The organism is Pseudaminobacter soli (ex Zhang et al. 2022) (genome assembly GCF_014595955.1).
GTDB lineage: Bacteria > Pseudomonadota > Alphaproteobacteria > Rhizobiales > Rhizobiaceae > Kumtagia > Kumtagia pseudosoli.
In genome coordinates this window covers 207,960-229,624 of sequence record NZ_JABVCF010000009.1, presented here as the reverse complement: position 1 = coordinate 229,624, position 21,665 = coordinate 207,960, and the positions used below count along the sequence as shown (strand labels likewise).

Below are 21,665 nucleotides of genomic sequence, written 5' to 3'. Positions count from 1 at the left end.
TAGTCCCGGAGGTTCGGCATCTCGGGTTCAGCGTCGCCGGTTAGCCTTGCAGGCGCGCCGGTCCTCATCCTGAGGTGCGAGCCCGCACAACCTTGAATGAGAGGTCGCCTGCCTTGATGGGCGAGCCTCGAAGGATGCACCTTGCCGCAACTTGGCCCGAACAAAATGATCCTCCAGTGCCTGCTCATCCGCCTGTTCACCATGGCCGTCACGCTGTTCGGCGTGGCGGTGGTGGTGTTCGTGGTCATCCGCATCGCGCCGGGCGATCCGATCGCCATGATGCTGCCGCCGGGCGCGAGCGATGCAGATATCGCTCGATTGAGGGCGCTCTACGGGCTGGACAAGTCGCTCATCGAGCAGTTCTTCATCTGGCTCGCCGGTGTTCTGCGGGGCGACTTCGGCATGTCGATTTCGCTCAGGCAGGACGTGCTCGGACTGGTCATGAACCGGCTTCCGGCAACGCTCGAACTGTCAATCATGGCGCTGCTTCTGGCGCTTGCGATCGGCCTGCCGCTGGCGATCATCGGCGCCCGGGAGAGGGGCACCGCGGTGGAGGCCGGCATCGACGTAGCCAACGGCGCGGCGCTGTCCATTCCCGACTTCCTCTGGGGGCTGGTGCTCATCCTGATTTTCGGCGTGCTGATGCCGGTTTTCGAAATTTCCGGCCGGGTCTCGCCCCAGCTCGAACTGCCCTTCGTCACGCAATTCTACCTTATCGAGAGCATCCTCAGGCTGCGCTTCGACCTCACCAAAGACCTGATCGGCCACATGTTCATGCCGGCGCTGGCGCTTGCCCTGCCGCTGGCAGCCATCATCGCGCAACTGCTCAAGCAGTCGCTGAAGGAACTGTTGTCTCTCGACTATGTCGTCCTGGCGCGGGTGAAGGGGTTTTCCGAGACGCAGGTGATCCTGCGCGAGGCGCTGAAGAACGCCGCGCTGCCGACGCTGACGCTGGTCGGCGTGCAGTTCACCTTCCTCATCGGCGGCACCGTCATCGTAGAGCGACTGTTCTCTTACGAAGGGCTCGGCAACATGGCGATTGACGCGGTGATCAATCGTGATCTGCCGCTGATCCAGGGCATCGTGCTGGTCTTTGCGCTCATCTTCGTGCTCATCAACCTGGCGGTCGACATGACCTACGCGCTGCTCAACCCGCGACTCCGTCATGGCTGAGACGCGCGCGCTGCCGCGTGCATGGAATGCGCGGCTCTGGCTCTCGGGAGGATGGCTGCTGCTTATCCTGCTCGCGGCGGTGTTCGCCCCGCTGGTGTCGCCGCAGGACCCGCTGGCCCAGGACCTTCTCTACGAGCGTCTCCCGCCCTTCTGGATGCAGGGGGCGGAGCCGGGTTTCTGGCTCGGAACCGACAGTCTTGGCCGCGACCTCTTTTCGCGCATCATCTACGGAGGACGCATCGCTTTCTCCGTAGCCTTTGCTGCAGCCACTGCGGCCTGCCTGGTTGGCTCGGCGCTTGGCCTGATCGCCGGCTACTATCGCGGCTGGGCCGACCGCATCGTCTCGCGCATCGTCGACATCTGGATGGCGTTTCCGCCGGTGCTGTTCGCCATCCTGCTCGTAGCGGTGCTCGGCACCGGATTGACCTCGGTGATCGTTGCGATAGCGGTAATCGACTGGACGCGCTTCTGCCGTGTCGTGCGCGCCGAGGCCATGTCGCAGTCGCGCATGGATTATGTCGAGAACGCCCGTATCGCCGGCTTCGGCCGCTTCGACATCATGCTGCGCGAAGTGCTGCCCAATGTGCTTCCCTCGATCGTGGCGCTGCTTTCACTGGAGATGGGCATCGCCGTCATCGTCGAGGCGATTCTGTCCTTCGTGAACCTGTCGATCTCGACCGACGACCCTACCTGGGGCGGCATCATCGCCGAGGGCCGGCTCTCGATCCACCAGGCATGGTGGGTGCTGGTCTTTCCGCTGGTCACGCTGTTCCTCACCGTGCTTTCCTTCAGCCAGTTCGGCGAGGGGCTGAAGGCGCGTTTCGATCCGGTGCTGAGATGAGTGGTTGCGTTGCGCCCCTTCCGCAGCCTGCGGCGGTCTTCCGTTGGAGCCCCCGCAAACTGCCAAGTTCTACACCGGCTCTGGTGTCGTCACCTCCGAGGCATGGATTCCCGACACTTCCCGCTTCGCTTCGCTCGCTCACGAGGTCGGGAATGACGACCCTCACCGGCCTCACAGCTAATCACCAACCTCGGCGACTAGCTGAAGCGGAACATGGGAATCGTCATTCCCGACTTCGTGAGCGAGCGAAGCGAAGCGGAGAGTGTCGGGAATCCATGCCTCGGAGTCGAGGAAACAAAGCAGAGGCAGAACTCAGACCGGCAAAGCAGCCACTTATCGGAATGGATATTCCTCGCCTACAGGCACAATTGACGACCGCCTATGGCGACGGAAAGGGCTGGCAGGTTCCATGACTCCCGCCCTCGAAATTTCCAACCTCAGCGCCACCCTGCCGAACGGCCTGCGCGTCCTGCGTTCGGTCTCACTCGCCGTTCATCCCGGCGAGGTGCGGGCGCTGGTCGGCGAGAGCGGCGCAGGCAAGAGCATGATCGGCAAGGCGGTGCTTGGCGTGCTGCCGCCGAGCGTGCGGGTAGCCGAGGGCCGGATCGCCATCGAGGGCACCGAGCTTGGTGGTTTGTCTCCCAAACAGCGCCGCACCCTCATCGGAGCCCGCACCGCGCTGATCCCCCAGGACCCGCTGACGGCGCTCAACCCATCGCGCCGGATCGGGCCGCAGATGACCGACCGGCTGACGAAGATTCTCGGCTGGGACGCAGCCAAGGCGGACGCGCGCGTGCGCCAGCTGCTGGACGAGGTGCAGATCCGCGATGCGGAGCGGGTCCTGCGCGCCTATCCGCATGAGCTTTCGGGCGGCATGCGGCAGCGCGTGCTGATCGCCGCTGCCTTCGCCGCCGAGCCCCGGCTGATCGTCGCCGACGAGCCGACCACGGCGCTCGACGTCACGGTCCAGAAGCAGATCCTCAGGCTGATCGCCGCCTTGCAGCGGGAGCATGGCACGGCGATCCTGTTCGTCACGCATGATCTCGGCGTGGTCGCCAAGATCAGCCAGAAGGTGACGGTGCTCTATGCTGGCAAGGTCGCGGAGGAGGCGGACACGGCCGCGCTGTTCGCCGCGCCGCGTCACCCGTACACACGCGCTCTGATGGCCGCGACGCCGCGCTACACCGATCCGCTCGCATCCCTGAAGCCTGTCGATGATGCCGTCCTGGCCGGGCTTGCCGAGGAGATCGCGGCCGCCGACCGGGACTGGAGAGCGCCGCATGGCTGACGCCCTCTTCCGCGTGCGCGGGCTGAAGGTCGCGCTGCCGGACATGACGCGCAAGCCGTTGTTCGGCCGCGCGCCCCTGGCCGAGATCCTGAAGGGTTTTGATTTCGACCTGCCGGCGCGCTCCGTCACCGGTATCGTCGGCGAGTCCGGCTCCGGGAAGTCGACGCTCGGGCGCGCGCTGGTGCGTCTGATCGAACCCACCGGCGGAAGCGTCGTCTTCGAGGACCGCGACATCACGCATCTTGCCGAGGCGGAACTGAGGCCGCTGCGGCGCGACCTGCAGATGATCTTTCAGGACCCGATGTCGTCGCTCAATCCGCGCCGCACCATCGGTGCGATCATCGCCGCGCCGCTGAAGCAGAACGGGATGGGCGACAATCTTCGTGACAGGGTCGCCGAGGCGCTGAAGCGGGTCGGCCTGCCGGCGAGTTTTGCGAGCCGTTATCGCCACGAACTGTCGGGAGGCCAGCGCCAGCGCGTCGGCATAGCGCGAGCACTGGCGCTCGAGCCGAAATTCGTGCTGGCCGACGAGATCGTCTCGGGCCTCGACGTCTCCACCCAGGCGCAGATCCTCACGCTGTTGGAAAGACTGGCGGACGAGATGGGCCTGACCGTCGCCTTCATCAGCCATGACCTCTCGGTGATCCGGAGGCTATGCCGGCAGGTCATCGTGATGCGGCAGGGAGAGATCGTCGAGGCCGGACCGACCGAGGCGATCTTCGATGGTCCGGCCCATGCCTATACGCGGGAACTGATCGCGGCGATCCCGCTGCCGGAGGTCGATCCGGAGTGGCTTGGGGCAGTGTCTGTCGGGAGAAGGGGGTAAGGTGCTGCAGGAGCGAGGTGCGTCCTTCGAGGCTCGCCCCGCTATGCTTTTTCCCGATTTTTTTCGCCGCGATGCGGGCCCGCACTGCTTCGATACGGTAAATCTGTGACTCGGCGGGCCGAGCCTCGAAGGACGCACCTCGGAGCATGTGAGACAAAACGCTTCAATCCTGAAATTTCAAGCTTGAAATAATCATCGTCCGGCGCGATAGTGGATCGAACGCGAGGAGGAGATCGCGATGAAGGTAGCGGTTCTCGGCGGTGGCCCGGCCGGCCTCTACTTCGCCATATCGATGAAGCTTCGCGACTCCGCCCACGACATCACCGTGGTCGAGCGCAACCGGCCCGACGATACCTTCGGCTGGGGCGTCGTGCTGTCGGCCGAGACGCTCGACAACCTTCATAAGAACGATCCCGTCAGCGCGGTCTGGATCCGGCGCTATTTCGCATATTGGGACGACATCGCCGTCATCCACAAGGGGGTGCGCACCGTCTCAACGGGCCACGGTTTCTGCGGCATCGGCCGCAAGCGGCTGCTGCTGCTCCTCCAGAGGCGCGCCCGCGAACTCGGCATAAATCTCGTCTTCGAGACCGAGGCGCCGGACCCCGGGCCGTACATGGAGACCCACGACCTCGTGGTGGCGGCGGATGGGTTGAACTCGCGCTCGCGCGCCGCCTTTGCCGAGGTCTTCAAGCCCGACATTGACGTACGCAAGTGCAAGTTCGTCTGGCTAGGAACGCACCAGAAGTTCGACGACGCCTTCACCTTCATCTTCGAGGAGACCGAGCACGGCTGGGTGTGGGCGCACGCCTACCAGTTCGATCCCGACACTGCGACCTTCATCGTCGAATGCAGCCAGGAGACCTGGGACAAGTTCGGCTTCGGCGACATGACCAAGGAAGAGTCGATCGCCGCCTGCGAAAAGATCTTCGCCAAGCATCTCGGCGGCCATCCCTTGGTGTCGAACGCGAACCACCTCCGCGGTTCGGCCTGGTTAAACTTTCCGCGCGTGCTTTGCGAACGCTGGTCGCACAAGAATTTGGCGCTGATGGGCGATGCAGCGGCGAGTGCGCATTTCTCGATCGGCTCGGGCACCAAGCTCGCGCTGGAAAGCGCCGTGGCGCTGGCTGACTACGTGCACTCCGAGCCGACGCTGGCCGCTGCGTTCGACAAATACGAGAGCGCGCGCCGCACCGAGGTCTTGAAGCTGCAGTCGGCCGCGCGCAATTCGCTCGAATGGTTCGAGGAGGTCGAGCGCTATCTCCATCTCGATCCCGTGCAGTTCAATTATTCGCTGCTGACCCGCTCGCAGCGCATCAGCCACGAGAACCTGAGGTTGCGCGATCCCGAATGGCTGGGCGATGCCGAAGCCTGGTTCCACCGCCGCTCCGGCAGCGCCGGCAATGTGAGGCGAGCGCCGATGTTCGCGCCGTTTCAATTGCGCGAGCTCAAGCTCAAGAACCGCGTCGTGGTCTCGCCGATGGCGCAGTATAAGGCCATCGACGGCTGTCCGACCGACTGGCACTTTTCCCACTACGCGGAACGCGCCAAGGGCGGTGCAGGGCTCGTCTACATCGAGATGACCTGCGTCAGCCCGGAAGGCCGCATTACGCCGGGCTGCCCAGGTTTCTATGCCCCCGAGCATGAGGTGGCCTGGAAGCGGCTGGTGGATTTCGTGCACCGCGAGACCGAGGCGAAGATCTGCGCCCAGGTCGGCCACTCCGGCCCGAAGGGCTCAACGCAACTTGGCTGGGAGGAAGGCGACGCGCCGCTTGCCGAGGGCAACTGGCCGGTCATGTCGGTGTCCGACGTACCTTGGTCGCCGCGCAACCAAGTGCCCCGCGCGATGACACGCGCCGACATGGACATGGTGCGCGAGCAATTCGTCGCCTCGGCCGAGATGGCGGAGCGCTCAGGCTTCGACATGCTGGAGATCCATGCCGCGCACGGCTACCTGCTCTCCTCCTTCATCACGCCGCTGACCAATCGGCGCACCGACGAATATGGCGGGTCGCTCGAGAACCGGATCCGCTATCCCCTCGAGATCTTCCACGCGATCCGCGCCGTCTGGCCGGTGGAGAAGCCGATCTCCGTGCGCATCTCCGCCAACGACTGGGTCGGTGATGAAGGCGTGACGCCGGCCGATGCGGTCGAGATCGCGCGCATGCTGCAGGCGGCCGGCGTCGACATCTGCGACGTCTCGGCGGGCCAGACCACGATCGAGGCAAGGCCCGTCTATGGCCGCATGTTCCAGACGCCGTTTTCCGACCGCATCCGCAACGAGACCGGGATGGCGACGATGGCAGTGGGCAACATCTATGAGCCGGACCATGTCAATTCCATCCTCATGGCGGGCCGTGCCGACCTCGTCTGCCTAGCCCGCCCGCACCTCTCCGATCCCTACTGGATGCTGCACGCGGCGGTCACGCTCAACGACCGCGAGGTGAAGTGGCCCGATCCCTATCTGCGCGGCCGCGACCAGATGTACCGGCTCGCCGAGCGCAACGCGACCATGGGGCTGAAGGTATGAGTGGTGCTCCCATGATCCCCTTCCGCCACGCGCTTGTCACCGGCGGCGGGTCGGGTGTCGGCAAGGCTGTCGCGCTGGCGCTCGCGGGCGCCGGCGTGGACGTCACCATCTGCGGGCGACGCGAGGCGCAGCTTGCCGAAGTGGCGGAGCAGTCCGACCGCATCTTCGCGCTCGCCGCGGACGTGACCGACGAGGACCAAGTGTCAGGCCTCTACGAGAAGGCGGAGGCCGAGCGCGGGCCGTTCGACATCGTCGTGGCCAATGCCGGCTCTGCCATCAGCGCACCGGCCCATCGCACGCCGCTCTCGGAATGGCGGCGGATGCTCGACGTCAATCTCACCGGGGCTTTCCTGACGGTAAAGCCGGCGCTCTCCGGCATGACGGCGCGGAAAAAGGGCCGCATCGTCTTCATTGCCTCCACGGCAGGGCTGAAAGGCTATCCCTACGTGTCCGCCTATGTGGCGGCCAAGCACGGCGTGGTGGGCCTGATGCGAGCGCTCGCTGCCGAGACGGCGAAGAGCGGCGTGACTGTGAACGCCGTCTGCCCCGGCTTCGTCGAGACCGACATGCTCGACGAGTCGGTCGCGCGCATCGTCGAAAAGACCGGGCGCAGCGCCGAAGCGGCGCGCGAAAACCTTGCCGCCGTCAATCCGCAAGGCCGGTTCATCCAGCCCGACGAGGTGGCAGCCACCGTGCTGTGGCTCTGCGGCGAGCAGGCGCGCTCGGTCACAGGCCAGGCGATTTCAGTTTCAGGAGGCGAGACATGGTGAGCGCGCCGCTTTCCGCGCCCGAGATCTCGAAGGACGGCAAGGAGCGCCTGCGCCTTTGGATCCGGCTGCTGCGCGCCTCGCGCACCATCGAGGCGGAACTGCGCGAAAGGCTGAAGCGCGACTTCGACACCACGCTGCCGCGCTTCGACGTGATGGCGGCACTCTACCGGGCGCCCGAAGGCATGCTGATGAGCGATCTGTCGCGCTTCCTTCTCGTCTCGAACGGCAACATCACCGGCATCGTCGACCGGCTGGTTTCCGACGGGCTGGTCACGCGCTCGCGGCGCAACGGCGACCGTCGAACGTCCATGGTGCGGCTCACCGAGGAGGGCATCGCGCTGTTCCGCAGGATGGCGGCTGCGCACGAGGCCTGGATTGGCGAACTACTGGGCGGCGTCAGCGAGGAAGAGACGCGGCGCCTGGCGAACATGCTCAAATCCTTCCGCAGCAATTGGGAGGGCAAGGAATGATGGCCAAGCAACTGGCGGGGCTCAGCCCGAAGCATTTCCTCTGGACCGTCGAGGACCGGGTGGCGCAGGTGCGCCTAAACCGTCCCGAGCGCAAGAATCCGCTGACCTTCGAATCCTATGCCGAACTGCGCGACACTTTTCGCGACCTCGTCTATGCGGATGATGTCGACGCCGTGGTTTTCCTGCCCAATGGCGGAAACTTCTGCTCGGGCGGCGATGTCCACGAGATCATCGGGCCGCTGGTCGACATGGACATGAAGCAGTTGCTGGCCTTCACCCGTATGACCGGCGACCTGGTCAAGGCGATGCTCAATTGCGGCAAGCCGATCATCACGGCGGTCGACGGGGTCGCGGTCGGCGCCGGCGCGATCATCGCAATGGCCTCCGACATCCGCCTCGCAACGCCCGAGGCGAAGACCGGATTTCTGTTCACCCGCGTCGGCCTCGCCGGCTGCGACATGGGCGCCTGCGCGATGCTTCCGCGCATCATCGGGCAGGGCAGGGCGGCGGAGCTTCTCTACACCGGCCGCACCATGTCGGCTGAGGAGGGCGATCGCTGGGGGTTTTACAACCGGTTGATCGATGCCGATTCCCTGGAGGCGGAGGCCCTGGAGCTTGCAAGGCGCATCGTCGCCGGACCGACCTTCGCGCACGGCATCACCAAGACCCAGCTCAACCAGGAATGGTCGATGGGCCTCGACCAGGCGATCGAGGCGGAGGCGCAGGCTCAGGCGATCTGCATGCAGACCCGCGACTTCGAGCGCGCCTACCGGGCGTTCGTGGCCAAGGAAAAGCCCGTGTTTGAAGGGGATTGAGGATGACGCCCCTTCTGGACGTTGGCAGGTTGGCGGGACAGCGCCCCCCTCTGTCCTGCCGGACATCTCCCCCACAAGGGGGGAGATCGGCTGTCGTCAATGATTTCGCCAACCTTCAACGTTGGCGAATAGCGGAATCGATGCGGCCGGCAAATCTCCCCCCTCGTGGGGGAGATGTCCGGCAGGACAGAGGGGGGCGCGAAGGGGCGCAAACTGTCAAGTGGAGGCTTGGACAAGATGCCTGACCGCTCCTTCCTCTCCTGGCCCTTCTTCGAGGACCGCCATCGCGAACATGCCGAGCGGCTGGAGGCGTGGTGCGAAAAGAACCTCCCGGTCGACCATCATGACGTCGACGCCGCCTGCCGCGAGTTGGTTGCGAAGCTGGGTGCGGACGGCTGGCTGAAGCCGACGGCGGTCGATCCTGCTGATTCCGCGCCGCTCGACGTGCGTACGCTCTGCATCACGCGCGAGACGCTGGCGCGCCATGACGGGTTGGCGGACTTCGCCTTCGCCATGCAGGGGCTGGGCACCGGCGCGATCAGCCTGTTCGGCACGCCCGAGCAGCGGGCATGGCTGGAAAAGACACGGGCCGGAAAGGCTATCTCAGCCTTCGCGCTTTCCGAGCCGCGCTCGGGTTCCGACGTCGCCAGCATGGACATGGCGGCACGGCGCGACGGCGACTCGTATGTCCTCTCAGGCGAGAAGACGTGGATTTCCAATGGCGGCATTGCCGATATCTACGTCGTCTTTGCCCGCACCGGCGAGGCGCCGGGGGCTAGGGGCATTTCCGCCTTTCTGGTGCCGGGCGACGCAGCCGGCTTGGCGATCGCCGAGCGCCTGGAGGTCATCGCGCCGCATCCGCTTGCGCGCCTGCGTTTCGACGAGGTGCGCGTCCCCGCTGCTGCGATGATCGGCAAGCCCGGCGAGGGGTTCAAGATCGCCATGTCCGTGCTCGACGTGTTCCGCTCGACCGTCGGCGCGGCGGCACTGGGCTTTGCGCGCCGCGCGCTGGACGAGAGCGTGAAGCGCGCCGCCGCCCGGCAGCTGTTCGGCGCACCCATGGCCGAATTGCAGATGGTGCAGGGTCACATCGCCGACATGGCGCTCGACGTCGATGCGGCCGCGCTGCTCGTCTACCGCGCCGCGTGGACCAAGGACATGGGCGCGGCGCGGGTGACGCGCGAGGCCGCCATGGCGAAACTCTTCGCCACGGACAAGGCGCAGGAGGTGATCGACAAAGCCGTGCAACTGCATGGCGGCGACGGCGTGCGCAAGGGCCACATCGTGGAGAGCCTCTACCGGGAGATCCGGGCCTTGCGCATCTACGAGGGTGCGTCGGACGTGCAGAAGGTGGTGATCGCCAGGCAGGTCATGGGAGGAGAGAGATGATGGTGCAGGCGTTTCCCTCCTCCTTGAGGGGAGGGTGCCGAGCGGAGCGAGGCGGGAGGGGTAGGTCCATGCCGTGCGCCGGCGTTCCATTGGCGTCTCCTCCTGAGGCAACCCCCTCTGGCCGCTTCGCGGCCATCTCCCCCTCGAGGGGGGAGAGGGCAGTCGCGCCATGACCCTCGGCCCCTCCGCCCATCTCGACACGTTCACGCGCGACAACCTTCCGCCGGCCGACCAATGGCCAGACTTGCTCATGCAGGGCTTTGACTATCCGGAATACCTCAATGCCGGCGCCGAGCTTACTGATCGGCTGGTCGAAAAAGGGTTCGGTGACCGCACCGCGCTGATCGGCAACGGCCGGCGGCGCACCTATAAGGAACTGTCGGACTGGACCAACCGGCTCGCGCATGCGCTGGTCGAAAACTATGGCGTCAAGCCGGGCAACCGCGTGCTGATACGCTCGGCCAACAATCCGGCGATGGTCGCCTGCTGGCTGGCTGCGACCAAGGCCGGCGCGGTGGTGGTCAACACAATGCCGATGCTGAGGGCCGGCGAACTCGCCAAGATCGTCGACAAGGCCGAAATCTCGCTCGCGCTCTGCGATACGCGCCTGATGGACGAGATGGTCGCCTGCGCCAAGGACAGTCGGTTCCTGAAACAGGTGGTCGGCTTCGACGGCACCGCCAACCACGACGCGGAGCTGGACCGAGCCGCGCTCGACAAATCCGTGCGCTTCGAGGCTGTGCGGACCGGGCGCGACGATGTCGCGCTGCTCGCCTTCACCTCCGGCACGACCGGCGTGCCGAAGGCGACGATGCATTTCCACCGCGACCTTCTGATCATCGCCGACGGCTATGCGAAGGAGGTGCTCGGCGTCACGCCGGACGACGTCTTCGTCGGCTCGCCGCCGCTCGCCTTCACCTTCGGCCTCGGCGGCCTGGCGATCTTCCCGTTGCGCTTCGGCGCCGCGGCGACGCTGCTCGAAAACGCCACGCCGCCGAACATGGTCGAGATCATCGAGAAATACCGCGCGACGATCAGTTTTACCGCGCCGACCGCCTACCGCGCCATGCTGCAGGCGATGGAGGAGGGCGCCGACCTGTCGTCGCTGAGGATCGCGGTCTCGGCGGGGGAGACGCTTCCGGCCCCCGTGTTCGAGGCCTGGACGAAAAAGACCGGCAAGGCGATCCTGGACGGGATCGGATCCACGGAGATGCTGCATATCTTCATCTCAAACCGCCTCTCCGACATGGCTCCGGGCCGTACCGGCCGCCCGGTCACCGGCTATGAGGCGCGGATCGTCGATGAAGAGATGAGGGAAGTGCCGCGCGGCACGATCGGCCGGCTCGCGGTGCGCGGCCCGACCGGCTGCCGCTATCTGGCCGACGAGCGCCAGCGCAACTATGTGCGCAATAGCTGGAATCTCACCGGCGACTCCTTCATCCAGGACGAGGAAGGTTTCTTCCGCTTCGCTGCGCGTTCGGACGACATGATCATCTCGTCCGGCTACAATATCGCCGGCCCCGAGGTCGAAGCAGCGCTCCTTGCCCATATTCATGTCACGGAATGCGCGGTGATCGGCGTTGCCGACGAGGCACGCGGCCAGATCGTCGAGGCGCATGTAGTCCTGGCCGACGGCGTGGGGGCCGACGACCTGACGCGCAAGCTCCTGCAGGACCACGTGAAGGCGACGATCGCGCCCTACAAATACCCGCGCTCGATCAAGTTCAGGGAGTCCTTGCCCAAGACGCAGACCGGCAAGATCCAGCGCTTCAGGCTGAGGGAGGAGGGATGATGGGCGATCATCCTCGTCATAAGGCGCAAATTGCCCGTCAGGAGAATGTCCCCGCATGACCGACTTCACCAAAACCCGCGCCCAATTCCATATCCCCGAAGGCGTCGTCTACATGGACGGCAATTCGCTCGGGCCGCTGCCGATTGCGGCCGGTGAGCGGGTGGCAAAAATGCTGAGCGCGGAATGGGGCGAGCAGCTGATCCGTGGCTGGAATAGCGCGGGCTGGTACGTGCAGCCGCGCAGGGTGGGGGACCGTATCGGCCGGCTGATCGGCGCGCCCGAGGGCACCGTCGTGATGGGCGATACGCTGTCGATAAAGGTCTACCAGGCGCTCGCCTCGGCGCTGGAACTCAGGCCGGACCGTAAGGTCGTGCTGTCCGACAGCGGCAATTTCCCCTCCGACCTCTACATGGCGCAGGGGCTGCTCGGTTCGCTGGCGCAAGGACACGTCCTGAAAGTGGTCGAGCCGGAGGAGGTGGAAGACGCGATCGACGAGACCGTCGCCGCCGTTATGCTCACCGAGGTCGATTATCGCTCCGGGCGTCTGCACGACATGGGGCGGCTCACCAAAAAGGCACGCGAGGTTGGCGCCCTAATGATCTGGGACCTCGCGCATTCGGCCGGCGCGCTGCCGGTCGACCTTACGGCCGTGGGAGCGGACTTCGCTATCGGCTGCACCTACAAATATCTCAACGGCGGCCCGGGGGCACCTGCCTTCATCTACGTAGCGCCGCAGCATACGGAAATCGCACGTCCGGCGCTTTCCGGCTGGATGGGCCACGAGGCGCCGTTCGCCTTCGATCTCGATTACCGCCCGGGCCGCGGCATCGAACGCATGCGCTGCGGCACGCCGCCGGTGATCGCGCTGACCGCGCTGGAGGCGGCGCTGGACGTCTGGGACGGCGTGTCCATCGAAGACGTGCGCAAGGCCTCCGTCGATCTCGGCGACCTGTTCATCCGCGAGGTGGAGGCGCGCTGTCCCGAACTCACGCTGGCCTCCCCCCGGGACGGCTCTCGGCGCGGCAGCCAGGTCTCGTTCCGTCACGAGCAGGGCTATGCAATCATGCAGGCGCTGATCGCGCGCGGCGTCATCGGCGACTTCCGGGCGCCCGATATCGTCCGCTTCGGCCTGACGCCGCTCTATCTCGGCCGTGACGACGTGCTGAAGGCGGTCGACATCCTCGCCGGCATCATGGCGGACCGGCTCTGGGACCGCCCGGAATACATGCGAAAGGCGGCGGTGACATGAGCGCCAAGCCCTACGATCCCGTCCAGGAAGGGGCGGAAATGTCGTTCCAGGAACGTATGTCCTATAGCGACTATCTGATGCTCGACCGGGTGCTCGGAGCGCAGCAGCCGCTGTCCACCGCCCATGACGAACTCCTGTTCATCATCCAGCACCAGACCTCCGAGCTTTGGATGAAGCTTGCCATCCACGAGATCCGCTCGGCGATGCGGGCGATCCGGAGCGACGATCTGCAGCCCGCCTTCAAGATGCTGACCCGCGTGGCGCGCATCTTCGAGCAGCTGAACAATGCCTGGGACGTGCTGCGGACGATGACGCCCAGCGAATATACCGAGTTCCGCGGCTCGCTCGGCCAGTCGTCGGGGTTCCAGTCCTGGCAGTACCGCGCGATCGAGTTCCTCGCCGGTAACCGCAACCTCGCAATGCTGGGGCCGCATCAGCACCGCGCGGAGGTGATGGCCGAACTGGAGGCGATCCTCTCGCAGCCCAGCCTTTATGACGAGGCGCTGCTCCTGCTCGCCCGCAAAGGGTTCGACATCGGCGACGAGGCGCGGCGGACCGACTGGCGCGAAACGCGCGCCGAAAGCGATGCGGTGCGTGCGGCGTGGAAGATAATCTATGCCGCGCCCGGCGAGCACTGGGCGCTCTATGAACTGGCCGAGAAGCTGGTCGACTTCGAGGACTATTTCCGCCGCTGGCGCTTCAATCACGTCACCACAGTCGAGCGGATCATCGGCCTGAAGCGCGGCACCGGCGGGACGGCCGGCGTGTCCTATCTGCGCCGGATGCTCGAGGTGCAGCTCTTTCCGGAACTCTGGAAAGTGCGGACCGAGCTTTAGAGCATGATCCCGAACCGAAGGTCAGCGCAGCAAAAAGTTGCAGACTTTTCGGAGAAGATCATGCGGCAGAAACAAGAGCCTAGATCGAATGACGACTCGAAGAGAAGTCATTTCGGTCTAAGCGATAAGGGCAATCTGGGGATATATGATGCATGAGATCCTGCAGCCGGAGGGCTGGGCAAAGCCGGCGGGTTACGCGAACGGGGTGATGGCCAGGGGCCGCCAGATCTATGTCGCGGGCCAAGTCGGCTGGAATCCGCAGTGCCAGTTCGAAACCGACGATCTGGTCGGGCAGGTCCGCCAGACCCTGCAGAATGTCGTTGACGTGCTGAAGTCGGCAGGCGCCGAGCCGCAGCATATCACCTCGATGACCTGGTACTTCACCGACCGCGCGGAGTACCTCGCCAGCCTCAAGGGTATCGGGCAGGCCTATCGCGAGGTGATCGGCCGGCACTTCCCGGCCATGGCGGCCATGCAGGTCGTCGCACTGGTCGAGGAGCGCGCCAAGGTCGAGATCCAGGCCATCGCGGTGCTGCCGGATTGAGATGGGAATGACCATCAGCTTTTCCGAAACCGTGACCGGCCACATTGCCGATGGCGTCCTCGTCATCACGATCGACAACCCACCGGTGAACGCGGCATCCGCCGAGATGCGGGCGGGGCTGGCGGCGGCGGTCGAACATGCGCACACGAGCAGGGAGATCACGGCCGTCGTGGTCACCGGCGCCGGCAAAAACTTCGTCGGCGGGGCTGACATTCGCGAGTTCGGCAAGCCCATGGCTGAGCCGATCCTGCCGCAGGTGGTCGCTGCCATCGAGGCGAGCGAGAAACCCGTGGTGGCGGCGATCAATGGGGCGGCGTTCGGCGGCGGGCTGGAGCTCGCGCTGGCCTGCCATTCTCGGGTCGCGGCGAAGGGGGCGAAGCTCGGGCTGCCGGAGGTGAAGCTCGGCATCGTGCCTGGCGCGGGCGGGACCCAGCGCCTGCCGCGGCTGACCGGGATCCCTGCTGCAATCGAGCTGATCGGCACTGGACGGATGGCTGGAGCCGAGGAGGCCATGCGGCTGGGCATGGTGGACCGGCTGGCCGAAGCCGATGTCATCGAGGCGGCGGCGAGTGCGGCCCGCGCTTTGGTCGGCTCCAGCCTTCGGCGGACCGGGCAGTTGCAGGTCCCGCATGCGGACGATCAGGCTGCCGAGGCCGCAGCGGCAAAGGTTCTCGCCAAGGCCCGCGGCCAGGCCGCGCCCGCGGAGGCGATCCGGCTTGTCCGGCTTGCCGGAGAAGTCGGCTTGGACGAGGGGCTCGCCGAAGAGCGTGCCACCTTCTTGCGTCTGCGCGATTCCGACCAGGCGAAGGCATTGCGGCACGTCTTCTTTGCCGAGCGAGCGGCGGCCAAGGTTGCCGGACTGGAGGGCGTCGAGCCCCGGCCGGTGTCAACCATCGGCGTGGCGGGGCTCGGACTGATGGGCTCGGGCATTGCCCTGGCGGCGCTGGATGCAGGCTACAGGGTTGTCGCCGTGGAGCAGTCAGCCGATGCAGCGCAGAAGGGTAGGGTGCGGATCGAAGGGCTGCTCGAGCGAGCCGTCAAATCGGGCCGCCTCGACGATGCCGGACGCTCGGAGCGGCTCGGCCGGCTGACGATCGCCGACGGGCTGGACGCTCTTGCCGCAGCCGATCTGGTGATCGAAGCGGTGTTCGACGATATCGAGGTGAAGACGAAGCTGTTTCGCGAGCTCGATGGCATTGTGCGCCCGGATGCGGTGCTGGCCACAAACACCAGCTATCTCGACCCGGATGCGCTCGCCGCCGCAACTTCCCGGCCTGAGCGCGTGCTCGGGATGCACTTCTTCTCGCCGGCCAATATCATGCGCCTGGTCGAGGTCGTGCGCGGGGCAAAAACCGCGCCGGATGTGCTGGCGACAGGTTTGGCAGTGGCGAAGAGGCTCGGCAAGCTGCCGATCGTTTGCGGCGTTTGCGAGGGCTTTGTCGGCAACCGCATCTTTTCCGCTTACCGGCGCGAGGCGGAGTACTTGCTCGAAGAGGGCGCTCTGCCGCATGAGATCGATGCCGCGATGGAAGGCTATGGTTTCGCGATGGGGCCGTTTGCCGTCTTCGATCTGGCCGGGTTGGAGATCGCCTGGGCCCGGCGCAAACGGCAGGCAGCCACGCGCGATCTCTCCGTCCGCTATGTCGACATCGCCGACCGGCTCTGCGAGGCCGGGCGCTTCGGCCAGAAGACGGGGCGCGGTTGGTACGTTTATGTCGACGGCAAGCGCCAGGTCGATCCGGACGTCACCGCCATGATCGAAGCCGCACGCGCCGCGAAAGGCATTCTCGCGAGGCCGATTCCGAACGCAGAGATCGTATCACGACTGCTGTCCACCATGGCCGAGGAGGGCCGGGCGTTGCTGACCGAGGGCATCGCCGAGCGGGCGAGCGACATCGATCTTGTGATGATCAACGGCTACGGTTTTCCGGCACATAAGGGCGGGCCGATGTATCAGGCGGGGGTAAGCGGGGGCTGACGGCCCCTCACCGCCTCGCTTCGCTCGGCACCTCTCCCCAGCGGGGAGAGGAGCGACGGCCGCACGGTCTGGCGCCTTTCCTCGCCCCTCTGGGGAGAGGTGGCGAGCCCGCACGGCGAGACGGAGAGGGGCTCTTTGGCCAGCTGATCGGCAAGAAGATCAGCGACTTCCAAGCGCAGCCACGCGCCTCACACCCGATACCCCGCCCTCTCCAGCAGCGGTAGCACGCGGTCGCAGAAGAAGGGCAACTCCTGCGTGTAGTTCACGAAGGAGAGCGCGATGCCCTCATAGCCCTGTACGGCGATGTGGATCATGTCTTCAGCGATCTTCTCCGGCGAGCCGACCAGCGGATAGCTGCCGGCGCCCCCAGCAAAACGCTGGCGGTAGAGATCGTAGGCATTGCGGTCATGCGATTGCGAGAATTCATTCTTGCCGGCCATATGCGCGTCGACCGCCGCATGGTCGGCCATGGTCACCCCATAGCGCTCGTAATAGGCTTCGGCCTCCTCGACAGTTTCGCGGCACACCACATGGGCGACCGTGTAACAGCCGACGCTGCGACCCTTCCTGTCGGCGCGCTCGCGGATGTCGGCGACATGCCTGCCGGCCTCGGCGATTTCGGAGAAGGTGGTGAAGAGATAATCGCATTTGGCCGATGCGAAATCGCGGCCCGGTCCGCCGAAGGCAGCGTTCATCGTCACCGGCCGCGGCTTTTGCAGGCTCGACGGGCGGCTTACCGCCTGCTTCAGCTGATAATAGCTACCGTCGAAGTCGAAGGGCTCGTGGGACGTGTAAAGCCGCTCGACGATGTCGATCCACTCGGCCGCCTGGTCATAACCCTTTTCGACCAGCGGCACGCCGAACATGCCGAACTCTTTCGGATTCCAGCCGCAGACGATGTTGAGGCCGGCACGCCCTTGGCTGATGTGGTCGACGGTGGCGAGCGCCTTGGCTGCATAGAGCGGATGCACCAGCGGCACGTGTACGGTCATGAACAAGCCGATCTGCTCGGTGGCCGCCGCCAGACCGGCCGCCCAGGTGAAGGTTTCGAACGACCATTCGCGCACCTTGTTGCGGCCACCGAAACCGCGCCAGCGGGCGATGGGAAGCACGAATTCCAGACCGGCGCGGTCGGCGATCTGGGCGGCGGTGAGGTTGTCGTTCCAGCTTGCTAGCCAGCGCTCGGGCACGTCGGTGATCGCCAGCCCGCCGTCGGCATTGGTGGAAAAGATGCCGAGCTTCAGCCGGTTCGGCCCCCTCAGGGGATGCGGTTTGATCATGTTGGGGTTTCCTCGCCGGACGCCACGCTACGAGCGCCTGAGAAAAGTTCAAGCATGAAATAGCGAGTATTGCGGGTGACTGCCTTCTCCTCCTAGTTACAAGGAAGAACATCCGGAAGGGGGGCGGCAGCATGGATACAAACGGACGCCAAATGACCGGCTTCCGCGATAGATGTCTCGAAAGGGCGAAGCTCGTCGGCACGTTTGCAGCGATCCCGCACCCTGTCGCCGTAGAGGTGGTCGCGCACTCGGGTCCGGACTTCCTGTGCATGGATTGGGAACATGCGCAGATCGCCCGCGACGGCATCGAGAACCTGGTTCGGGCTGCCGACGTGCATGGCGTCCCGGCACTGGTCCGGGTCCCGGGCCACGGACCGGAGGCGATTGCGGCCGCTCTCGACAGCGGCGCCCGCGGCGTGCTTGTGCCGCGCGTTTCCAGCGCCGAGCAGGCGAGGGCGGCGGTCAAGGCAGCGCGTTTCCCGCCGGAAGGTGAGCGCGGCGTCGGGCCGGGGCGCGCCGCCGGTTACGGTTATCGCATCTTCGAGTATCTGGCCGCGGCAAATTCAGGGGTGCTGGTCGCGGTCCAGGTCGAGACCGCCGAAGGGCTCGCGAATGCGGATGCGATCGCTGCGACCGAGGGCGTGGATGTGGTATTCGTCGGTCCCGGCGACCTGTCGGTCTCGCTTGGTGCGATTGGGCCCGAACATGCCGTGCGCCTTGCCAGTGCGATCGAAAGCATCATTGCAGCGGCGCTGGCCAAGGGCAAGGCGGCTGGCATTTTCTGCGCAAGGCCGGAAGACGTCGCCAAATGGTCCGTGAAGGGTGCCAGCTTCTTTATTCTGGCAAGCGACACGATGTTTCTCGGGGAGGCCGTGGCGGAAAGACTCAGGAGGGCGAAAACCGAATCTGCCGATGGCGATCAAGGTAAGCAAGCAGGGGGCGAATTTGTTTAAGCTTAAAACTTGCGCCTTGAAATGCACACGGCTTCGGATAGCATTGCTTGTCGGGCCGACAATAGAATGATCTCATACTAGCAGGCGCCGGCGAACATGCGCAAAAGTCCTGTGGGGGTCCTTATTGTCTTTCATGCCACCTGAAGCCGCGGGCAGGGCGCGCTACGCCTTCGAAGGCATCCGCGCGCAAATTCGCGACCTCCAAACCGAGAACATCTCCCACCTGGCAATACGCGCCCGCGAACTGGGCGACGTGATCGCGCTTTGGTACGGGGAAGGCGACATGGTCACGCCGGCCTTCATCCGCGAGGCGGCCAAGGCCGCCTTCGACGACGGGCTCACCTTCTACATTCCCAACATGCGCGGGTACGGGCCGCTGATCGAGGCGCTGGCCGATTATCAAACGCGGCTGCACGGCCGGCCGATCCCCATCGAGCGCACGACCGTCACGCCCAGCGGCATGCAGGCGCTCTACATGGCGCTGGAACTGATCGTCGACGTCGGCACGAACGTCATCTATGTCGCGCCACAGTGGCCGAACATCCACAACGCCATTCACCTGATCGGCGGCGAGCCGCGGCCGTTCCCGCTCGAGTTCAGGGATGGCGACTGGCGGCTCGATCTCGACAAACTGTTCGCCAGTTGCAACGCCCGGACCCGCGCGATCTTCCTGTCGACCCCGTCCAACCCCACCGGATGGACAGCCACGAAGGCCGAGATGGAGGCGCTGCTCGAATTCAGCCGCCGCACCGGTATCTGGATCATCTCCGACGAGGTCTATGGCCGGCTCTACTTCGATGGAGATGTCGCGCCCTCCATCCTGCAGATCGCCGAAGACGGCGACCGGGTGATGTCCGTCAATACTTTCTCGAAGGCCTGGGCGATGACCGGCTGGCGCGTCGGCTGGCTGACGCATCCGTCCGGCGTTGCCGACCAACTCGCCGCGATGACGCAGTACATCAACAGCGGAACCGCCGGACCGATCCAGGCCGGCGCGGCTGCCGCGATACGGCAAGGGGAGTCGCTGGTCCAGGAGATCAAGGAAAGGGTCAAGACGGGGCTCGACCTTGCCTATGACAGGCTGGGCCGGATCAACCGGGTCGTACTCCCGGCCAAGCCGCGCGGCGGCATGTACGCGTTCTTCGCACTGGAAGGAGAGAGCGACTCGCGCCGCGCCTGCACCGACATTCTGGAGAAGGCCCGCGTCGGACTGGCGCCGGGTTACCTGTTCGGCAGCCCTGCCGACCGGTTTCTGCGCATGTGCGTCTTCCGCAGCGCCGAGCAGATCGAGACTGCGCTCGACCGGATGGTCGAAGCCTTGAATTGACGAGCCGCGGAAGGCGGAACGGCAAACAACCAGAGGGCGGGGAGCCCTCACAACAAAGAAGGGGAACATAATGATACTTAGCCGCCGAAATCTGCTCATTCTGGCCGCCGCGCTCGGCATCTCGGCCGGGCCGGCCGTCGCCCAGGAGACGCTCAATGTCGGGTCCTACCCGAACAACCCGCCCTTCGAGTTCAAGGGCGAGAGCGGAAACTTCGAGGGCTTCGAGGTCGACATCGTCACCGAGGCAGCCAAGCGGCTCGGCATGAACGTCGACATCCAGGGCCTCGACTTCCAGCCGCTCTTCGCCGCGACCAGTTCGGGGCGCATCGATGTGGCGATCTCCTCGATCACCATCACCCAGGAGCGGCTCGGCTCGCAGTCCTTCACGCAGCCCTACTACGATTCCGACATGGGCATCGCCGCCAAGAAGGACGGCGAGGTTAAGTCGCTTGCCGATCTCAAGGGCAAGATCGTCGGCGTGCTGTCGGGCTCGACCGGCGACAAGTGGTCGAAGGAGCACCAGTCCGAACAGGGCTTTGCCGAGATCAAGGGCTACAACACCCAGCAGGAGGTCCTGCTCGATCTCTCCGCCGGCCGCATCGACGGCGTGGTCAGCGACGTACCCGGCATGGGATACGCGTTCACCAAGATGCAGGGTCTGGCGGTCGTCGACCGCATCAAGACCGGCGAGCAGTACGGGCTGATGATGACCAAGAACCATCCGCTGCTCGGCAAGATCAACGACGCGCTCACCGAGATGAAGAAGGACGGGACGCTGGCCGCCATCCATAAGAAGTGGTTCGGCACCGAGCCGCCGGCGGATTCCTCCACGGTCGTCGAGGCGCCGCTGCCGAAAGCGTAATCGCACCAGCATCTCTGTGTTGATCGTGCCGGCTGAATGCCGGCACGATTGTTTTGGCGGGAGTTCGTAATGACTTTGCTCGAGACTTTTTTCAACGCGCAGGTCATGGCGTCGGCTTTGCCGGCGCTGATGCGAGGCCTGGTCAACACACTGCTGCTCGGCCTCTGCGCGATCGGCATCGGCATTCCGCTCGGGCTGGTGATCAGCCTCGTACGCCTCTACGCGCCAAAGCCGTTCCGCTGGCTCACCATCGGCTACATCGACATTTTTCGCGCAATGCCGGTGCTGGTGGTGCTGATCCTGATCTACTACGCGCTGCCTTTCGTCGGCATCCGGCTGTCGTCCTGGGCGTCGGCGACCTTGGCGTTCTCCTTCGTCATGTCGGCATATTCGGCCGAGGTCTTCCGCTCGGGCATCGAGAGCATCCCGAAGGGCCAGTTCGAGGCCGCGCACGCGCTCGGACTTCCTTTCATCCTCACGCTGCGCAAGGTGATTCTGCCGCAGGCTGTGCGGCTGGTCATCCCGCCGACCACCAGCAACTGCGTGTCGATGTTCAAGGACACCTCGCTGGCGTCGGCCGTGGCGCTACCGGAACTGCTCAAGGAAGCCAACGACGCGCAGGCCTTCTACGCCAATCCGTCTCCGCTGATCGCCGCGGCGGTCGTCTATCTCGCCTTCCTCTGGCCCATGGTTCGGCTGGTCGGATGGGTGGAGAAGCGCGCGAAGGCGGCGGAGCGGTAAG

General features: G+C 65.3%; 19 protein-coding genes. 18 read left to right on the top strand and 1 reads right to left on the bottom strand.

The features are described from left to right. The first annotated feature begins 165 nt into the window (after nt 1-165). The 14 genes from HUI96_RS17920 to HUI96_RS17855 all read left to right on the top strand — a co-directional run bounded on the left by HUI96_RS17920 (nt 166) and on the right by HUI96_RS17855 (nt 16,501). The gene (locus HUI96_RS17920; RefSeq protein ID WP_188256126.1) at nt 166-1,173 is read left to right on the top strand and encodes an ABC transporter permease; all 1,008 of its coding nucleotides are present in this window, start codon (nt 166-168) and stop codon (nt 1,171-1,173) included. Then, nucleotides 1,166-2,014: an ABC transporter permease gene (locus tag HUI96_RS17915; RefSeq protein WP_188256042.1), complete on the top strand. Its 849-nt coding sequence runs from the start codon at nt 1,166-1,168 to the stop codon at nt 2,012-2,014. Before HUI96_RS17920 ends, HUI96_RS17915 begins: the two co-directional genes overlap by 8 nt. A gap of 409 nt (nt 2,015-2,423) precedes the next feature. Next, on the top strand, nt 2,424-3,302 hold the full coding sequence (locus HUI96_RS17910; protein ID WP_188256041.1) for an ABC transporter ATP-binding protein: 879 nt from the start codon (nt 2,424-2,426) through the stop codon (nt 3,300-3,302). After that, the gene (locus tag HUI96_RS17905; RefSeq protein ID WP_188256040.1) at nt 3,295-4,128 is read left to right on the top strand and encodes an ATP-binding cassette domain-containing protein; all 834 of its coding nucleotides are present in this window, start codon (nt 3,295-3,297) and stop codon (nt 4,126-4,128) included. The genes HUI96_RS17910 and HUI96_RS17905 overlap by 8 nt, the downstream gene beginning before the upstream one ends. 238 nt (nt 4,129-4,366) lie before the next feature. Continuing rightward, nucleotides 4,367-6,658: a bifunctional salicylyl-CoA 5-hydroxylase/oxidoreductase gene (locus HUI96_RS17900; protein ID WP_188256039.1), complete on the top strand. Its 2,292-nt coding sequence runs from the start codon at nt 4,367-4,369 to the stop codon at nt 6,656-6,658. Beyond that, nucleotides 6,655-7,428, top strand: coding sequence for an SDR family NAD(P)-dependent oxidoreductase (locus HUI96_RS17895; RefSeq protein ID WP_188256038.1), 774 nt, complete (start codon nt 6,655-6,657; stop codon nt 7,426-7,428). The genes HUI96_RS17900 and HUI96_RS17895 overlap by 4 nt, the downstream gene beginning before the upstream one ends. Next, nucleotides 7,422-7,898: a MarR family winged helix-turn-helix transcriptional regulator gene (locus HUI96_RS17890; RefSeq protein ID WP_188256037.1), complete on the top strand. Its 477-nt coding sequence runs from the start codon at nt 7,422-7,424 to the stop codon at nt 7,896-7,898. Before HUI96_RS17895 ends, HUI96_RS17890 begins: the two co-directional genes overlap by 7 nt. Beyond that, entirely contained in the window at nt 7,895-8,713 is an 819-nt protein-coding gene (locus HUI96_RS17885; protein WP_237684189.1) for an enoyl-CoA hydratase family protein, read from the top strand. Before HUI96_RS17890 ends, HUI96_RS17885 begins: the two co-directional genes overlap by 4 nt. Nucleotides 8,714-8,950: 237 nt before the next feature. Continuing rightward, on the top strand, nt 8,951-10,102 hold the full coding sequence (locus tag HUI96_RS17880) for an acyl-CoA dehydrogenase family protein (protein WP_188256036.1): 1,152 nt from the start codon (nt 8,951-8,953) through the stop codon (nt 10,100-10,102). A 169-nt stretch (nt 10,103-10,271) separates the two neighbouring features. Next, nucleotides 10,272-11,894 carry a benzoate-CoA ligase family protein gene (locus HUI96_RS17875; protein ID WP_188256035.1) on the top strand — a complete coding sequence of 541 codons (1,623 nt, stop codon included), beginning with the start codon at nt 10,272-10,274 and terminating at the stop codon, nt 11,892-11,894. Between the two features lie 55 nt (nt 11,895-11,949). Continuing rightward, nucleotides 11,950-13,143 carry a kynureninase gene (gene kynU, locus HUI96_RS17870; protein WP_188256034.1) on the top strand — a complete coding sequence of 398 codons (1,194 nt, stop codon included), beginning with the start codon at nt 11,950-11,952 and terminating at the stop codon, nt 13,141-13,143. Continuing rightward, the gene (kynA, locus tag HUI96_RS17865) at nt 13,140-13,979 is read left to right on the top strand and encodes a tryptophan 2,3-dioxygenase (RefSeq protein ID WP_188256033.1); all 840 of its coding nucleotides are present in this window, start codon (nt 13,140-13,142) and stop codon (nt 13,977-13,979) included. Before kynU ends, kynA begins: the two co-directional genes overlap by 4 nt. A gap of 148 nt (nt 13,980-14,127) precedes the next feature. Further along, nucleotides 14,128-14,523, top strand: a complete 396-nt coding sequence (locus tag HUI96_RS17860) for a RidA family protein (protein ID WP_188256032.1) — start codon at nt 14,128-14,130, stop codon at nt 14,521-14,523. Nucleotides 14,524-14,530: 7 nt separating this feature from the next. Beyond that, complete coding sequence (locus tag HUI96_RS17855) at nt 14,531-16,501, top strand: 3-hydroxyacyl-CoA dehydrogenase NAD-binding domain-containing protein (RefSeq protein WP_425299229.1); 1,971 nt, start codon at nt 14,531-14,533, stop codon at nt 16,499-16,501. Nucleotides 16,502-16,689: 188 nt separating this feature from the next. On the opposite strand, the gene HUI96_RS17850 is transcribed toward HUI96_RS17855, so the two are convergent. Further along, the gene (locus HUI96_RS17850; RefSeq protein WP_188256030.1) at nt 16,690-17,781 is read right to left on the bottom strand and encodes an LLM class flavin-dependent oxidoreductase; all 1,092 of its coding nucleotides are present in this window, start codon (nt 17,779-17,781) and stop codon (nt 16,690-16,692) included. A 152-nt stretch (nt 17,782-17,933) separates the two neighbouring features. Here HUI96_RS17850 and HUI96_RS17845 point away from each other — a divergent pair, with 152 nt between their 5' ends. From HUI96_RS17845 to HUI96_RS17830, 4 genes are all read left to right on the top strand, one after another. Further along, nucleotides 17,934-18,734, top strand: coding sequence for an HpcH/HpaI aldolase family protein (locus HUI96_RS17845; protein WP_188256124.1), 801 nt, complete (start codon nt 17,934-17,936; stop codon nt 18,732-18,734). 133 nt (nt 18,735-18,867) lie between these two features. Next, nucleotides 18,868-20,061, top strand: coding sequence for a pyridoxal phosphate-dependent aminotransferase (locus HUI96_RS17840; protein WP_188256029.1), 1,194 nt, complete (start codon nt 18,868-18,870; stop codon nt 20,059-20,061). Nucleotides 20,062-20,131: 70 nt separating this feature from the next. Further along, entirely contained in the window at nt 20,132-20,923 is a 792-nt protein-coding gene (locus tag HUI96_RS17835; protein WP_188256028.1) for an ABC transporter substrate-binding protein, read from the top strand. 69 nt (nt 20,924-20,992) lie between these two features. Further along, entirely contained in the window at nt 20,993-21,664 is a 672-nt protein-coding gene (locus tag HUI96_RS17830; RefSeq protein WP_188256027.1) for an amino acid ABC transporter permease, read from the top strand. Nucleotide 21,665: the final 1 nt, after the last annotated feature.

Excerpts from the sequence above, each read along its gene's own strand:
- HUI96_RS17920 (WP_188256126.1), top strand. The coding sequence starts at position 166 with ATGATCCTCCAGTGCCTGCTCATCCGCCTGTTCACCATGGCCGTCACG.
- HUI96_RS17915 (WP_188256042.1), top strand. The coding sequence starts at position 1,166 with ATGGCTGAGACGCGCGCGCTGCCGCGTGCATGGAATGCGCGGCTCTGG.
- HUI96_RS17910 (WP_188256041.1), top strand. The coding sequence starts at position 2,424 with ATGACTCCCGCCCTCGAAATTTCCAACCTCAGCGCCACCCTGCCGAAC.
- HUI96_RS17905 (WP_188256040.1), top strand. The coding sequence starts at position 3,295 with ATGGCTGACGCCCTCTTCCGCGTGCGCGGGCTGAAGGTCGCGCTGCCG.
- HUI96_RS17900 (WP_188256039.1), top strand. The coding sequence starts at position 4,367 with ATGAAGGTAGCGGTTCTCGGCGGTGGCCCGGCCGGCCTCTACTTCGCC.
- HUI96_RS17895 (WP_188256038.1), top strand. The coding sequence starts at position 6,655 with ATGAGTGGTGCTCCCATGATCCCCTTCCGCCACGCGCTTGTCACCGGC.
- HUI96_RS17890 (WP_188256037.1), top strand. The coding sequence starts at position 7,422 with ATGGTGAGCGCGCCGCTTTCCGCGCCCGAGATCTCGAAGGACGGCAAG.
- HUI96_RS17885 (WP_237684189.1), top strand. The coding sequence starts at position 7,895 with ATGATGGCCAAGCAACTGGCGGGGCTCAGCCCGAAGCATTTCCTCTGG.
- HUI96_RS17880 (WP_188256036.1), top strand. The coding sequence starts at position 8,951 with ATGCCTGACCGCTCCTTCCTCTCCTGGCCCTTCTTCGAGGACCGCCAT.
- HUI96_RS17875 (WP_188256035.1), top strand. The coding sequence starts at position 10,272 with ATGACCCTCGGCCCCTCCGCCCATCTCGACACGTTCACGCGCGACAAC.
- kynU (WP_188256034.1), top strand. The coding sequence starts at position 11,950 with ATGACCGACTTCACCAAAACCCGCGCCCAATTCCATATCCCCGAAGGC.
- kynA (WP_188256033.1), top strand. The coding sequence starts at position 13,140 with ATGAGCGCCAAGCCCTACGATCCCGTCCAGGAAGGGGCGGAAATGTCG.
- HUI96_RS17860 (WP_188256032.1), top strand. The coding sequence starts at position 14,128 with ATGCATGAGATCCTGCAGCCGGAGGGCTGGGCAAAGCCGGCGGGTTAC.
- HUI96_RS17855 (WP_425299229.1), top strand. The coding sequence starts at position 14,531 with ATGACCATCAGCTTTTCCGAAACCGTGACCGGCCACATTGCCGATGGC.
- HUI96_RS17850 (WP_188256030.1), bottom strand. The coding sequence starts at position 17,781 with ATGATCAAACCGCATCCCCTGAGGGGGCCGAACCGGCTGAAGCTCGGC.
- HUI96_RS17845 (WP_188256124.1), top strand. The coding sequence starts at position 17,934 with ATGACCGGCTTCCGCGATAGATGTCTCGAAAGGGCGAAGCTCGTCGGC.
- HUI96_RS17840 (WP_188256029.1), top strand. The coding sequence starts at position 18,868 with ATGCCACCTGAAGCCGCGGGCAGGGCGCGCTACGCCTTCGAAGGCATC.
- HUI96_RS17835 (WP_188256028.1), top strand. The coding sequence starts at position 20,132 with ATGATACTTAGCCGCCGAAATCTGCTCATTCTGGCCGCCGCGCTCGGC.
- HUI96_RS17830 (WP_188256027.1), top strand. The coding sequence starts at position 20,993 with ATGACTTTGCTCGAGACTTTTTTCAACGCGCAGGTCATGGCGTCGGCT.